The organism is Devosia limi DSM 17137 (genome assembly GCF_900128975.1).
Classification (GTDB): Bacteria; Pseudomonadota; Alphaproteobacteria; order Rhizobiales; family Devosiaceae; genus Devosia; species Devosia limi.
The window spans coordinates 23,478-36,356 of the sequence record NZ_FQVC01000011.1 but is presented as its reverse complement, the minus strand read 5'-3'; the positions used below and the strand labels follow the sequence as shown (position 1 = coordinate 36,356).

Sequence of the window (12,879 nt, the reverse complement as noted above, 5' to 3'; positions counted from 1 at the left end):
TGGACAGAGCATGTCGGCGTATTATTTCGCCGATGGGCTTGGTGGAATCGCGTTTGCGTGGTCATGCCCGTTCTTGATTTAAGGCGGTTTATTTTGAAGCGATTTCCGGGTTTGGTGAGTGGGCTTTTCGCCCTGTTTGTTGTCGTTTTCGGTGGTGTTCAGCCGGCGCTGGCGGCGCCGGATCCGGTGCTGAGCCAGATGATTACGTTTACCAATCCCGGCGCACAGAATTTCGGTACGACGCCCATACTGTCGGCGACGTCGGATTCCGGGCTGACGCCGACCTTCACCTCGTCCACGAGTAATGTTTGCACCATCACCAGCGGTGGGGCGCTGACCTTCGTTTCGGCAGGGACCTGCACGATCAATGCTGATCAGGCCGGCAATGGCTCCTATCTCCCGGCGAGCCAGGTCAGCCGGTCATTCATGGTCAATCCGGTGTGGCCGGACGCGCAGACGGGCGTTGGTGCGGTTCGGGGCGACAGGCAGGCCAGCGTGAGTTTCGCCGCGCCTGCTTCCACCGGTGGTATTGACATAATCGGCTATACGGTGACGTCCAGCCCCGGAGGGCTGACGGCGACCGGTAGCAGTAGCCCGCTGACGGTTGGCGGACTGACCAATGGCATCGCCTATACGTTCACGGTGACGGCCACCAACGCGGCCGGAACCAGTTCTGCCTCCGCGCCGTCCAATAGCGTGACGCCCGAAGTCGGCCATGTGATCACGCTGAGCCCGGCCGGCGGCGCCTTGCCCGATGGCATGGCGCAGGAAGTCTATGCGCCCAAGATCGCGGCAAGCGGCAATGTCGGTGCGTTAAGCTTCAACGTCAGCGCCGGGGCCTTGCCGCAAGGCCTGAATGTGGATGGCACCGGTGCATTTGTCGGCACCATCGATGCGGCTGCCGCGGGCAGCTACAGCTTCTCGATCACCGTGACCGATACCGGAGGCGGCTCGGTTACCGGCAATTACACCATGAATGTGGTGCCCCGGGCGGTGACGGCCGAGGACAAGGCCGTGGTGGTGCCGCCGGGCGCGACGCCGCTGCCGGTCAATCTGAGCGAGGGCGCGACCGGTGGTCCGTTCGATACGGGCGATGTGGTCAATGTCTCCCCGCCCCATGCCGGCACGGCGCGCATTGTCGGTGCCGATGTGGCGCAGGTGGGCGGACCGGCGCCAAGCGCGCTGTACCTGAAGTTCACCCCGAACCCCCAGTTTGGCGGCACGGCGGTGGTCTCCTATACGCTGCACAGTCCGACGCTCGGCCGGTCCAATATTGCCAGTGTGTCGTTCACCACGACGATCAATCCGGTAGCCGTCGAGGACTATTTCAGCACGCTCTCGACCGGCTTCGTCAAATCGCGTGCCGGGCTGCTGGCTGGAGCGGTGGATGTGCCGGGGCTGGTAAACCGGCGGGCCATGGCGTCGGCTTCGGCACCGGGAAGCCTGTCGTTTTCGCCTTCGGGCAATTCGATCAGCATGAACTTTGCGGCCAGCACGCTGGCGGCGGCGGCCAGCGCAGCCGACAGCCTGGCGATGCAGCCAGTGGGCAATGATGGCATCAATTTCTGGATTGATGGCACGGCGACACTGCATGTCCGCGCCGATAATGGCACCGACCATTGGGGCAGCTTTGCGCTGCTCTCGGCGGGCGGGGATGTGCTGGTCAATGACAAGCTGCTGGTCGGGCTGGCGCTGCATGTCGACTGGATGGATGACATCACCGACTTCAGTCGCGCCAATGGTACGGGCGTGCTGGTTGGTCCCTATATGTCGGCGGAGATCGGCGAGGGCGTGTTCCTGGATGCCAGCGTCTTCTATGGCCGCAGCTGGAACAATGTGTCGACGAGCCTCTTCGGGGGGGCGTTCGAGACCGACCGGCTATTGGCGCGGGCCAAGCTGGAAGGGCAATGGGCACTGAGCGACGCCTTGACGTTCAAGCCATCGGCCAATGCGCTGTATCTGCAGGAGCGGGCCGGGTCCTACACAGTGGTGGACGGGCTGGGCAATGGCGCGGTGATCGATGCGTTCACCACCAGCCAGTTGCGGGTGTCGCTGGGCGGGACGCTGCAGTTCAGCCTCGCAGCAGGTGATGGACTGACGGTGCAGCCATTCCTCGGCGGGCAGTTTGGCCTCTCGATGATTGACGGCAAGGCGGGATCATTCGGCACGCTGACGACCGGTTTTGACCTGCTGGGTCTCGGAGACTGGACGCTGGGAACCAGTGCCGAGCTGGGCATTGATGGCGCCGGGATGCGGTCGCTATCGGGCAAGGCGCGGTTGGGTCTGCGGTTCTAGGGGCATTTCTCAGAAGACACTGGCTACCCGGGGGCTTGACCCGTGGGCCATTCTCAATGCGGCACTGGCGGTGAGTGGTCCCCGGGTCAAGCCCGGGGACAGCTCGGTGGGTGGGGACGGTGGTGCAGTGGGCCCGTGAAAAAGCAAACGCCTGCCTGGAGGTCCGGGCAGGCGTTTTTGCTTCGGTGCTCAGTAGACGCGGAGCGAGGAGAGGTTGTTGTTGAGGAAGCTGTCGAGGACCGGCTGGCTTTCGGTGATGCGTTCGCAATAGCTCTTGAGGTTGCGGTCGCGGCAGGCGGCGGCGGAGACGTTGCCGGTGACGCTGATCGAGGAATAGCGGTTGTCGCGGCCATAGAGCAGCAGGTCGGGGAAGACCTGGCCGGAGCCGGCACAGATCGAGGCGCCAGTGTAATGGGTGCCTTCAAACAGGCAGACCTGACCGGGACCGCCGCTGGCATAGTTCAGTTTTGGTCCCTCGAACGGACCCTTTGGACCCTGGCCAAAGCTGATATGGGCGAGACCGGTCCAGCCCCTGGCGCCGTGGGCTTCCACCAGGCACCAGAGCCGGGAGCAGCGATGCACCCGGATGCGGCTATCGGTGGGGATGGCGCCGGTGACCTGATAGGCGGGGCCGGGGCCCTGGCGCAGCGTCAGATCGCTGGTGCTCCAGGCCGGCGTGCTGGCGGCGGCGGGCGGCAGGGTGATGGCGAGCAATGCGAGGGCGGCGAAAGCGACGGAAACGGCGCGGGTCCAGAACGACATCGGGTTCTCCTATACCACGAGCGCCGCTGCTCCGTCGGGAGGCGCGCCCGGTTTGCGGGCTAGTCCAACATGGGCAGACTAGCGCGGGGCCGGGCGGCTTCCAAGGGGCGCCTTTGGGGCAGGCCCCCGGCGCGCCGGGGGGAGCGGACGACGCCGGTTCAGCGGACGCGGACCGAGACGATGTAGTCGTCGAAGTCACCCAGCGACGCGGCGCTGGAAGTGTAGGTGCGGCAATTGCGGAAATTGCGCTCGCTGCAGACCTGCACGGTCAGGCCATCGGGATTGTCGATGGACGAGATGCGGTCGGCGAAGCGGCCGAGATCGCGGACGCTGTCACCGCTGGTCAGGCAATTGCTCTCGCCGCGAAAGCGGGTGCGATCATAAAAGCACACCTCGCTGTAGCTGGGCTCGGGCCGCACTACGATGGGCGGGCGCTGGTTATTGCCGAAATTGATGGTGGGGCCATTGGGGCCAACCTGAAAGCCGAAGGACAGGCCCGGCTGGGTGGGATTGGCGGGGCGGCCGCCCGTGCTGAGGTAATTGGCGGAGACCCAGCCATCGGGACCGGGCTTTTGCACAAAGCACCAATTGCCCTCGCATTGGCGCACGTCAACCTGGGTGCCGCGGATGGCGGTATCGACGACGCGATAGCTGGTGCCGGGGCCGGAGCGCACATTGACATTGCTGGTGATGGTGCCGGCGGCAGCCTGGGCCGCGGGCATGAGCACCAGCGCTGCGGTGGCAGCCACGGCCAAGGCGGTCGCGACATTGAGCAGGGTGCGGCGGGTCTGGCGCTTCATGGTCTCGGCTCCTGTTTTCGCGGGGATCAACTATCGCGCGGCGACTGTTCCTGGTGATGCTGAGGAAGAAACGGTAACGGCGAGAAAAGAGTTCCTGAAGGGCGCCGGAATCAGGGGAAGCGTCACAAAAATGCCCCCGCCGGACGGGCGAGGGCAATGGATGCCGGATGCGTGGCAGCCGGAGGTCGACTGGATCAGTAGACTTCGAGCGAGGAAATCCGCCGGTCGAGCTGGTTGGCAAGGCGCGACCTGCTGGACTCCAGGGTCTGGCAGACGCCGTAGAAGTTCGCATCGCCGCAGATATCGACCGTGGCGCCACCCAGCACTTCGACCGAACGGATACGGTCATTCCAGTTGCGGGGCAGGCGGGCCATGGACTCGCCTTCCTCCAGGCAGAAGCTGGCGCCGCGGTAGTTCGGCTCGGCATAGAAGCAGGCTTCGGCGACCGGCGGCGGCACGGGCTGCGGGCGCGGCGGACGCGGTGGCCTCGGACCGGGGCCCGGGCCGGGACGCGGCGGCTGCACCTGGGGCTGGTTGATGCCGAAATTGATCGAGGGCTTGCCATCGGGGCCGATGGTGATGCCGAAATTCAGGCTGGGATCGGACGGAACCGGCTGGCCGGGCTGGGGGCGCGAGGGGCCGCCACTATTGAAGCGCTGCAGGTAGGCCGAAGAGGCCCAGCCGGAACGATTGCCATCCTCAATGAAGCACCAGCTGTCCTGACACTCGATGACCTCGACATTCTGGCCGGTGCGCAGCGTGCCCACCACGGCATAATTGGTGCCGGGGCCGGAGCGCAGGTTGACATTGCTGGTGGCGGTGGCGGGCGCGGCAAAGGCCGCAGTGGCGCCGGCCAGGATGGTCAGGCCGGCAGCGACGACAAGGCGAAATAAACGCATGAGAACCTCTCAGTGAACCGTCTGGCGGCCTGGCTTCTATTCATCATGGTCTTGCTGAACGATTGCTGAACGAGGGTGCGCGATCAGAGCGGCGGGATCGGGCGCTTCTGGCCGTCATCACCGATGGAGACATAGACAAAGCGGCCCTCGGTGACCTTGACGCGATCGGCGAGGCGATTGCGGCGGGCCCAGGCTTCCATGGCGACAGTGATGGAGGTGGTGCCGACGCGTTCAAGCGTGGTGTAGATGCACAGCACATCACCGACCTTGACCGGGGCGATGAAGGTCATGGCCTCGACCGCCACGGTGACGGTGCGACCCCGGACGCGCTCGACGGCGGCGATGGAGCCGGCAATGTCCATCTGGCTCAGGACCCAGCCACCAAAGATGTCGCCGGCCGGATTGGTATCGGCGGGCATGGCCAGGGTGCGGATGGTGAGGGCGCCCCTGGGCTCGTCCTGGTCCTGATGCATTTAGGGTCCTTTCACCGGCCAGCGGCCAACAGCTTCTTCCCAGTGCTTGCGGCACAGCGAGATGTAGACAGACTTTTCGATGGAGACCTGATCGCCATCGGTGAGCACGCGGCCGTCCATGCCCTGGCGCACGACCATGGTGGCCTTGGAGCCGCACGAACAGATGGTGCGAATTTCCCGCAGCACATCGGCAATGGCAAGCAGTTCGGCGGAGCCGGGGAATAAATGGCCCTGGAAATCGGTCCGCAGGCCAAAGCACATGACCGGCACCTTCAGCCGGTCGCTGACGCGGGCCAATTGCCAGACCTGATCGGCGGTGAGGAATTGGGCTTCATCGACAAAGACGCAATCGACCTTGGCTTCGTCCATATGCCTGCGCACGGCCTGATAGAGATCATCATCGGCGCCATAGAGCTCGGCGGCTTCGGAAATGCCGATGCGCGAGGAGATGAGACCGACGCCGTTCTCGGCATAAAGCGATGAGGTGAACAGCAGCGGGCGCATGCCGCTTTCGCGGTAATTGTAGGCCGCCTGCAATAGCAGGGTCGACTTGCCGGCATTCATCGCGGCATAGGAGAAATACAGCTTGGCCATTGGCGGCGCGGTCTCGCGTTTGCGGCGGTGGGGATCCAAGGCAATAGACGCTTGCGCGGGAGGCTAGAAGCCCTGCGCGGCGTGTTCAACAGCTGATTGCGAGTGAAGAGGGCGACGATGGGCGCGAGCGTGGAAATCCGGCGGATGGGTGAGGACGAGATTGGCGAGCTGGTGGCGCTGCTGGAGCAGTCGTGGGTGGAGAATTGGGGGCCGCATGTGGATGCGGCCGGGCGGGCGCGGTTTGCAGCCGAGAGGCCGGCCAAGGGCTATGTGGAAGCCTGCTGGCGCGACATCGATGTAGGGGTGCGCGACGGGCGGATTGTGGGGATGAGCCATATCGAGGGGGATTATCTGCACGCCATTCACGTGAGCAGCGATGCCTGGGGGAGCGGGGTCGGAGCGCAATTGATGGCGCGGGCCGAGGCGGCGGGGACGCGGCGGCTGGAGGTGCGGGGGTTTAACATGCGGGCGCGGGCATTTTATGCGCGGCGCGGCTGGCGGGAGACTGGGGTAAGTGCGGGGACGGAAATGGGCACGCCGGTGGAGACGGTGGCGATGGAGCGGGGCTAGGGGGCCACGCTGTGGGCGCGGGCGTGACCCGGTAGGCGCTTGCCCGGCGCAAGTGGTGAGAGGTCCACGGGTCAAAGCCCGTGGACAGCCCGGTGGTTTTGTTGGGGTGTGGGGACGTTGAGGGGAAGGCAAACTGGATCCCGGCTTTCGCCGGGATGACGGCGGTGGGTGTTTGCGAGCGCAACCGTTGAAGCATTCACTGGGCTGCCCGCGGGCTTGACCCGCGGGCCACTCGCAGTGCGGCGCAAGTGGTGAGAGGTCCACGGGTCAAGCCCGTGGACAGCCCGGTGGTTTGGTTGGGACGTGGGGGCACTGAGGCGGAGGTAAACTGGATCCCGGCTTTCGCCGGGATGACGGCGTTGGTGGGGATGACGACAGTGGGCGGGCCGCGATGAACGGGAATGGATGGATGTGCGGGCAAAAAAGAGGCCGCCCGGGGGCGGCCAGATGCCGAGCGGTCGGCGGGGAGAGCCGGGGTTTGCGGCCGGGCTCTCCGAAGGCGCAGCGCGGCGTTTGGGGAACGCGGGGCTGGGCCGAGGGTCAAGCCGCCTGGGGAAGCGTTTGACCTCTGTGATCCTATGAGGCTCGCATGACGCCACGATGACAGACTATGTTCAGCCACGGTTCAGTTTGAACAGGGCAATCTCAGGCCATAGTATTTTGCGTGGAGACGGTGATGAAAACGATAGTACGGGCTCTGGCCGCTACGGCATTGATGGCGGCAAGCGTGCTGCCGAGCATGGCTGCCGGTGGTCCCGAGGGCATCTGGGAAATCGAATATCGCGACTCCCGCTATGACATCAATTTCTGCGGTGACGGCACCCAGCTTTGCGCCGAGCTGATCTGGTTGGGCAATGGCGCCGACAATGCCGAGAACCTGCCCTATCTCAACACCATGCTGCTGGAAGGCGCGACCCCGGTGGCGCCCGGCCGCTGGAAGGGCACGCTGAACCTGTATGGGCACAAGGCGGCAGGGACCATCACCCAGGTGGGGCAAGACCAGCTGGCCCTGCAGGGGTGTTTCCTCGCGGTGATCTGCAAGACCTTCCAGCTCTATCGCTACACCAAATAGGCAGTCTGCCGGCGGGCGCGCCGCTCCAGCAGGGGCGGGACGGCTTCGACCAGTATGATGGCGCCGAACAGCAGGGCAGCGCCGGCATAGCCGATTGGCGGCAGGCGTTCACCCAGCAGCAGCGCGCCCCCCAATGCGGCGAAAAGGCTTTCGGCCGAGAGGATGATCGCCGCATTGGCCGCAGGCACATATTGTTGCGCGACGGCCTGCAGCGTGAAGGCGATGGCGGTGGACATCACCGCCGAATAGGCAATGGGCAGCCAGGCATCGACGATGCCGGCCAGGGTGGGGCCCTCGAAGATCAGGCCAAGAGCGAAGGCCAGGACGCCGGCGGCCAGAAAGCTGACCGAGGATACGAAAATCGGCAGGCCGGTGGTGCGGGCGATAAAGCCCAGCAGCAGCACATGCATGGCCCAGAACACAGCGCTGGAGACGACAAGCCCGTCGCCGGCATTGAAGCTGTCAAAGCCGCCGCCATTGAGGAAGAAAATGCCGACCAATGCCAGCGGCACGCCGACCCAGATGATGGGGTGGGGCTGGATGCGGAAGGCGAACAGCGCAATGGCGGGAACGAACAGCACATAGAGCCCGGTCAGGAACCCAGCATTGGTGACCGTGGTGGTGCCGAGACCGATCTGCTGAAGGGCCGAGCCGAGGAAGAAAACCAGCGACATGAGGCCGATCAGCATCCACTGCTGGCGCGTGAGCTGAACGTTCTTGCGGCGACGTTCAAACAAGGCCAGCGGCAGGATCAGCAGGCCGCCGATAATGTAGCGAATGCCGGCAAAACTCAGCGGCCCCATGGAATCCATGGCGGTTTTCTGGGCGATGAAGGCCAGGCCCCAGAGCATGGTGCAGACGACAAGCAGCATTGTGGCGACGGGACGGGGCATCGAGGGCTTTCAGTGGCGGGGCGTGGGGATGGCGATATGACGGCCGGGCGGCCGCGTAGATTACCTCAGCTCGGCGTCGAGCGCGGTCATCAGCTGGCGGATTTCCTCGGGCGTCGTGTAGTGGACGAAGGACAGGCGCAGCACGCCGTGCTCGGGAGCGATGCCGAGGGCTTCGAGCAGGCGGACAGCATAGAAATTGCCGCCGCTGGCCATGACGCCGTGACGGGCGAGACGCGCGGCGACGACGGCGCCGGGCTCGTCGAGGGCCAGGGAAATGGTGGGGGCGCGCAGGCCGGCATCGTCGGGGCCGATGATGCGGACCGAATTCTTGTGGCGCAGATAGGTGAGCAGCGGCGCGGCCAGCGCGGTTTCCTGGGCCCGCATGGCGGCGTGGGCGCGGCGATAGGGATCGGGGCCGATGATCGTGGGATCGGCCAGCGCAGCGACAGTTTCCAGATAATCGACAATGCCGGACGAGGCGGCGATCTGGGCGTGGTCGGGACCGGCCGGGGTCAGGCGATAGCGCGGTTTGGTGTCATTGAAGTAATGGCCCTGATTGGGCAGTTCCATCGCGAGGGACGGGCGCACGGCCATGATGCCCTGGTGGGGGCCATAGACCTTGTAGGCCGAGAAGAAATAGATATCGGCGCCAAGCGCGGCGAGGTCGGGCAGGCCATGGGGCGCATAGCTGACGCCATCGATGGCGGTGACGGCACCAATGGCACGGGCCCGGGCAGCGATATCGGCAATCGGGTTGATCTCGCCGATGATATTGGAGCAGTGCGGCGCTGCGATCAGGCGCACCTTGGGGTCGAGCAGGGCATCGAGCGCGTCGAGCGACAGGCGGCCGGTCTGGCTATCGACGCGCCATTCGCGCACCTCGATGCCGCGATGGGCGAGGCGGCGCCAGGCGCCGGTATTGGCCTCGTGATCCTGATTGGTGACGATGACGGCATCGCCCTGCTTCAGCCAACCGGCAAAGGCATTGCCCAGCACATAGGTATTGGCCGAGGACGATGGGCCGAAATGAATCCAGTCGGCTGACACGTTGAGGGCGGCGGCGATGCGCTCGAAGCTGAGGTCCATGGCCTCGCCGGCGGCAATCGAGGCCGGGTAGACGCCATAGGGCTGCACCTTGGTGGCGCGATAGAAGTGGTCGAGCTTATCGAGGACCGGGCGGGCGGTGTAGGAGCCGCCGGCATTCTCAAAAAAGGCCTGGCCGCGCAGCGAAGGCTCATCGAAAGCCGGGAAATGGGCACGAATACGAGCGGGGTCGAGCGGCAGAGCGGTCATGGGATTGATCCAATCGAGGAAAGTGATTGGTAAATCATGGCTGCACAAAAGCAAACCCCAGCCGTTGAGGGCCGGAGTTTGCCGGGGCGCATCGGCATTGCGGCTTGCCGCGCGCCGCCAGTCCGGCCCTCGGTGAAGGATGCCAAAGGCCGGTGCGCGTATTGGTTAGCCCTGGGGCGCTGCACCCGGAGCGCCGGGCGCGGGCAACTGGCCCTGCGGGGCGCTGGCGGGACCATGATGGCGCATGCCGCCCTTGCCGTGCCCAGCCATGCCGGAACCCCGGCGTTCGCCGCGCTGCGGCGTCAACTGGGCCTGCTGCTCGGGCGTCAGGCTATCGAAGAAGGCCGTCAAAGCAGGCTGGACGGCCGTGAGGGCGGCGACATGGGCGCTTTCCACGGCGATCCGCATGTCGAGGCGATCGGTAAAGCCGGGCCGCTCAGCGGTTGCGGCTGCAGCGGCGGCCGGCTTGGGCAGCACGGCTTCGATGGCAGCGGCAAAATCGGCCTGGGCGGCGAGGCTGGCGGTCTTGAGGGCGTCGAACAGGGTGGTCTGCTCGGGCGTCATCTCGATCTGGTGGGAGAGACGGACCAACGCGACCTCGATGGCTTCGGCGCTGCGGCCGAACTGCAGGAGACCGCCGAGCTGGCCACCGCCGCCAATGCGGCCCGGACCCGCGTGATCGCCGCGATCATGACGGAAGCCACGGTCGGGGCCATTGCCCTTCTGCACGGACTGAGTCTGGGCGGGAGCCTGTTGCGCCATTGCTGGGGCAGCGGCAACGAGGCCGAGCGAGGCGGTCATGAGCGCGACAACAGCGCTTGTGGTGATCGTCTTCATGGGGCAATTCCTTTTGCATGGGGCCGGTTCGTCCAGCACAGGAAGAACCCTAGGCCAGAGCAGTTTTCCTGGACCTTGCGGGGACATGAACACTTGGACAGGCTGGTAATGTTGGAGGGCGCGAGTGGTGATCGAGATCGTGGTGGACCCGTTTCCACGAGACGAAGCGATGCGGGCGCTCTGGCTCAAGGCCTGGGGCGATGCCGGACCGGCGAGCTTCGCGCCGGTGCTGGAGCGGAGCCTGGGGCATGTCGGAGCCTATGACGGTGATCGGCTGGTGGGGTTCGTCAATGTGGCGTGGGATGGGGGCATCCACGCGTTCATTCTCGATACCTGCGTGGATACCGATTATCGGCGGCAGGGCATTGCGCTGAAACTGGTCGAGGCGGCGCAACTGGCGGCCATGGCGCGCGGGGCACAGTGGTTGCATGTGGATTTCGAGCCGGGACTGGAGGGGTTCTACCGCAAGTGCGGGTTTGGGCCGACGGCGGCGGGATTGATGCGGCTGGGGTGAGGGAGCCATTGGGCAAGGGCCCAGGGACCCCCACCCTCATGTTGGGCGCGTTGCTCCACCCCACCCGGCTCTCTCGTCGAGGGGAGGTGCGCGTGCTGGCTGTTGGATGGGCGCAAGGGCCCAGGGACCCCACCCTCGGTCCCTCCCCTCAAGGGGGAGGGAGGTGCTGGGGCCGCTGGGCCGGTGGTTGCGTTGTAGCCGGAAAGAATCCTAGGAGGCGATGTATTCGCGCAGGGCGAGGGCTTCCTGTTCGACGTCTTCGATCTTGCGCTTGACCACGTCGCCGATAGAGACGATGCCGATCAGGGCATTGTCCTCGGCGACCGGCATATGGCGGATGCGGTAGCGGGTCATGCGTTCCATGACGTCGTTGATCGGGGTATCGCGCGAGCAGGTGAAAACGCCGCGGGTCATGCATGAGGCGATGGGCAGATCCAGGGCGCCGCCCGGGTTCTTGCCGAGTTGGCGCACGATGTCGCGCTCGGACAGAATGCCGACAATGCCACCACCGGCAGCGGTGATGACGACGGCGCCGATATTGTGGGTGTTGAGCATGGCGACTGCATCGGCCAGCGTACCCGTTTCGGGCAGGGTGTGAACCACGACACCCTTGGATTGAAGGATAGCGTCGACTAGCATCGTTTCGTCCTCCTTTGGCTCAATGTGAACCCAAGAAAGCGCCGCGGCAATAGGCCGATGGTCGTGCCCACCCACAGAAAAGGGCCGGCGCGAGGCCGACCCAGTTGTTGACGTGATCAAGAAATATGGGAGGAGGTCAACCCTCGTCGCGGCCGGGTTTCCAGTAACGACGCGAGTTCCGGCGAAGCGGGGCTTCGACGGGCAGGTTGCCGCGCAAGGCAAAGCGCGCGACTTCGTAAAGCATTGCAAGAACGAGAATGGTCAGCGGCACCATGAAGACGGCAATTTGTGCATCCGGTTGGTTCGCCAGGTTCGCTGCTGTTGCCGGTGTGACGCCCGTCAACAGGGCTGCCGACGCGCCAATGACCAGAGTGGCCGTGGTCGCCATGGCATAGAGCCTGAAACTTTTCCGCTTGGGTGACGTAGATTTGTGCATGGGATCGACGTCGTCTCACTCTTAACAATGGTGCCATTGAACCAGCGGAATGCGGTTCGAGTTTGTGCCGATCTGGGTGAAGCGCGTACCATTTCAGGGCAGAAGTGTGGCAGGCATGGGCCGCGCCACTTCCGCCGAGCACAGGAGGCGAATATGCGTCTGGCTATGGCACTCGCGGTTTTTGCGTTTCTAGTGATGACACCGGCAATGACACCGGCGATGGCACAAACGGAGGAACCGCCCTGGCAGGCGGTGGTCACCGGACAAATCGAGGCATTTCGCAGTGGCGATGGGGCCGCGGCACTGGAATTTGCGGGGGCCGGGTTCAGGGCGCGCTATAGCGATCCCGCGCTATTCTATGCCGATATCCTGCGCTCGGGTTATCGGCCGATCGTGGAGTCGCGGTCCCATAGTTTCGGTGAGGCCACCCAGGTGAGCGACACGGCGGTGTTGCAGGTGGTGCGGTTCGTCGGGCCGGACCTGGGGCTTTATGAGGCATTGTATCAGCTGGCCGATGAGCCCGATGCAGGCTGGCGGGTGCAGGGCGTGATGCTGCGCAGGGACGCAGGCGTGGGGATTTAGCCTGGCGGTCGGGCTCAGCGATCGGGACAGCCTGCCTGGTGCCGGTCCAGGTGCGGCAGGCGGTGGACGAGGGTGGACAGCCAGGCGGTGGTGCGCGCCGGCCGATGCCGCTGGGCGTGGGCGACGGGGGCACCTGGCTGGGGATCGATCCAGGTCTGACGATAGACATTCTTGAAGAGATAACTGGCGGGGATCACGTTCCGCTCCTGTGATATCGTTT

16 protein-coding genes are annotated in these 12,879 nt (G+C 65.0%); 5 read left to right on the top strand and 11 right to left on the bottom strand.

Going from position 1 to position 12,879, the window contains the following annotated elements; translation table 11 throughout:
- Positions 1 to 114 precede the first annotated feature (114 nt).
- Positions 115 to 2,295 (top strand): putative Ig domain-containing protein, encoded by a 2,181-nt coding sequence (locus BUA69_RS15970; RefSeq protein ID WP_143154551.1) that lies wholly within the window; start codon positions 115 to 117, stop codon positions 2,293 to 2,295.
- A gap of 189 nt (positions 2,296 to 2,484) precedes the next feature.
- Here BUA69_RS15970 and BUA69_RS15965 read toward each other — a convergent pair whose 3' ends face one another.
- The 5 genes from BUA69_RS15965 to BUA69_RS15945 all read right to left on the bottom strand — a co-directional run bounded on the left by BUA69_RS15965 (position 2,485) and on the right by BUA69_RS15945 (position 5,823).
- Entirely contained in the window at positions 2,485 to 3,057 is a 573-nt protein-coding gene (locus BUA69_RS15965; RefSeq protein ID WP_046133616.1) for an SH3 domain-containing protein, read from the bottom strand.
- Positions 3,058 to 3,215: 158 nt separating this feature from the next.
- A complete protein-coding gene (locus tag BUA69_RS15960; RefSeq protein WP_052950333.1) occupies positions 3,216 to 3,857 on the bottom strand; it encodes an SH3 domain-containing protein in 642 nt (213 codons plus the stop codon).
- A gap of 194 nt (positions 3,858 to 4,051) precedes the next feature.
- Complete coding sequence (locus BUA69_RS15955) at positions 4,052 to 4,756, bottom strand: SH3 domain-containing protein (protein ID WP_052950332.1); 705 nt, start codon at positions 4,754 to 4,756, stop codon at positions 4,052 to 4,054.
- An 83-nt stretch (positions 4,757 to 4,839) separates the two neighbouring features.
- A complete protein-coding gene (locus tag BUA69_RS15950; RefSeq protein ID WP_046133615.1) occupies positions 4,840 to 5,229 on the bottom strand; it encodes an acyl-CoA thioesterase in 390 nt (129 codons plus the stop codon).
- The gene (locus tag BUA69_RS15945; RefSeq protein WP_046133614.1) at positions 5,230 to 5,823 is read right to left on the bottom strand and encodes a thymidine kinase; all 594 of its coding nucleotides are present in this window, start codon (positions 5,821 to 5,823) and stop codon (positions 5,230 to 5,232) included.
- A 117-nt stretch (positions 5,824 to 5,940) separates the two neighbouring features.
- On the opposite strand from BUA69_RS15945, the gene BUA69_RS15940 reads away from it, so the two are divergent.
- Entirely contained in the window at positions 5,941 to 6,393 is a 453-nt protein-coding gene (locus BUA69_RS15940; RefSeq protein WP_072866591.1) for a GNAT family N-acetyltransferase, read from the top strand.
- A gap of 676 nt (positions 6,394 to 7,069) precedes the next feature.
- Entirely contained in the window at positions 7,070 to 7,465 is a 396-nt protein-coding gene (locus BUA69_RS15935; RefSeq protein WP_143154550.1) for a DUF2147 domain-containing protein, read from the top strand.
- Here the strand turns inward: BUA69_RS15935 and BUA69_RS15930 are convergent.
- From BUA69_RS15930 to BUA69_RS15920, 3 genes are all read right to left on the bottom strand, one after another.
- Positions 7,453 to 8,358, bottom strand: coding sequence for a DMT family transporter (locus BUA69_RS15930; protein ID WP_046133612.1), 906 nt, complete (start codon positions 8,356 to 8,358; stop codon positions 7,453 to 7,455). The genes BUA69_RS15935 and BUA69_RS15930 overlap by 13 nt on opposite strands.
- Positions 8,359 to 8,418: 60 nt before the next feature.
- A complete protein-coding gene (locus BUA69_RS15925) occupies positions 8,419 to 9,651 on the bottom strand; it encodes an aminotransferase class V-fold PLP-dependent enzyme (protein WP_143154549.1) in 1,233 nt (410 codons plus the stop codon).
- A gap of 165 nt (positions 9,652 to 9,816) precedes the next feature.
- Positions 9,817 to 10,488, bottom strand: coding sequence for a Spy/CpxP family protein refolding chaperone (locus BUA69_RS15920; RefSeq protein ID WP_052950329.1), 672 nt, complete (start codon positions 10,486 to 10,488; stop codon positions 9,817 to 9,819).
- Positions 10,489 to 10,657: 169 nt separating this feature from the next.
- Between BUA69_RS15920 and BUA69_RS15915 the strand changes: the two genes are divergently transcribed.
- A complete protein-coding gene (locus BUA69_RS15915) occupies positions 10,658 to 11,002 on the top strand; it encodes a GNAT family N-acetyltransferase (protein ID WP_425283912.1) in 345 nt (114 codons plus the stop codon).
- Between the two features lie 210 nt (positions 11,003 to 11,212).
- Here BUA69_RS15915 and BUA69_RS15910 read toward each other — a convergent pair whose 3' ends face one another.
- Together BUA69_RS15910 and BUA69_RS15905 are read right to left on the bottom strand one after the other, a co-directional pair.
- Positions 11,213 to 11,641: a CBS domain-containing protein gene (locus tag BUA69_RS15910; protein WP_046133611.1), complete on the bottom strand. Its 429-nt coding sequence runs from the start codon at positions 11,639 to 11,641 to the stop codon at positions 11,213 to 11,215.
- A 136-nt stretch (positions 11,642 to 11,777) separates the two neighbouring features.
- Positions 11,778 to 12,029, bottom strand: coding sequence for a hypothetical protein (locus BUA69_RS15905; RefSeq protein ID WP_046133610.1), 252 nt, complete (start codon positions 12,027 to 12,029; stop codon positions 11,778 to 11,780).
- Between the two features lie 267 nt (positions 12,030 to 12,296).
- Between BUA69_RS15905 and BUA69_RS21060 the strand changes: the two genes are divergently transcribed.
- A complete protein-coding gene (locus tag BUA69_RS21060) occupies positions 12,297 to 12,659 on the top strand; it encodes a DUF4864 domain-containing protein (protein WP_160300084.1) in 363 nt (120 codons plus the stop codon).
- Between the two features lie 14 nt (positions 12,660 to 12,673).
- On the opposite strand, the gene BUA69_RS15895 is transcribed toward BUA69_RS21060, so the two are convergent.
- Positions 12,674 to 12,856, bottom strand: a complete 183-nt coding sequence (locus BUA69_RS15895) for a hypothetical protein (RefSeq protein WP_046133608.1) — start codon at positions 12,854 to 12,856, stop codon at positions 12,674 to 12,676.
- Positions 12,857 to 12,879 lie beyond the last annotated feature (23 nt).

Bases quoted from the DNA above. Each gene is read 5' to 3' on its own strand.
- BUA69_RS15965 (WP_046133616.1), bottom strand. From the start codon at position 3,057: ATGTCGTTCTGGACCCGCGCCGTTTCCGTCGCTTTCGCCGCCCTCGCA.
- BUA69_RS15960 (WP_052950333.1), bottom strand. From the start codon at position 3,857: ATGAAGCGCCAGACCCGCCGCACCCTGCTCAATGTCGCGACCGCCTTG.
- BUA69_RS15955 (WP_052950332.1), bottom strand. From the start codon at position 4,756: ATGCGTTTATTTCGCCTTGTCGTCGCTGCCGGCCTGACCATCCTGGCC.
- BUA69_RS15950 (WP_046133615.1), bottom strand. From the start codon at position 5,229: ATGCATCAGGACCAGGACGAGCCCAGGGGCGCCCTCACCATCCGCACC.
- BUA69_RS15945 (WP_046133614.1), bottom strand. From the start codon at position 5,823: ATGGCCAAGCTGTATTTCTCCTATGCCGCGATGAATGCCGGCAAGTCG.
- BUA69_RS15940 (WP_072866591.1), top strand. From the start codon at position 5,941: ATGGGCGCGAGCGTGGAAATCCGGCGGATGGGTGAGGACGAGATTGGC.
- BUA69_RS15935 (WP_143154550.1), top strand. From the start codon at position 7,070: ATGAAAACGATAGTACGGGCTCTGGCCGCTACGGCATTGATGGCGGCA.
- BUA69_RS15930 (WP_046133612.1), bottom strand. From the start codon at position 8,358: ATGCCCCGTCCCGTCGCCACAATGCTGCTTGTCGTCTGCACCATGCTC.
- BUA69_RS15925 (WP_143154549.1), bottom strand. From the start codon at position 9,651: ATGACCGCTCTGCCGCTCGACCCCGCTCGTATTCGTGCCCATTTCCCG.
- BUA69_RS15920 (WP_052950329.1), bottom strand. From the start codon at position 10,488: ATGAAGACGATCACCACAAGCGCTGTTGTCGCGCTCATGACCGCCTCG.
- BUA69_RS15915 (WP_425283912.1), top strand. From the start codon at position 10,658: ATGCGGGCGCTCTGGCTCAAGGCCTGGGGCGATGCCGGACCGGCGAGC.
- BUA69_RS15910 (WP_046133611.1), bottom strand. From the start codon at position 11,641: ATGCTAGTCGACGCTATCCTTCAATCCAAGGGTGTCGTGGTTCACACC.
- BUA69_RS15905 (WP_046133610.1), bottom strand. From the start codon at position 12,029: ATGGCGACCACGGCCACTCTGGTCATTGGCGCGTCGGCAGCCCTGTTG.
- BUA69_RS21060 (WP_160300084.1), top strand. From the start codon at position 12,297: ATGGCACAAACGGAGGAACCGCCCTGGCAGGCGGTGGTCACCGGACAA.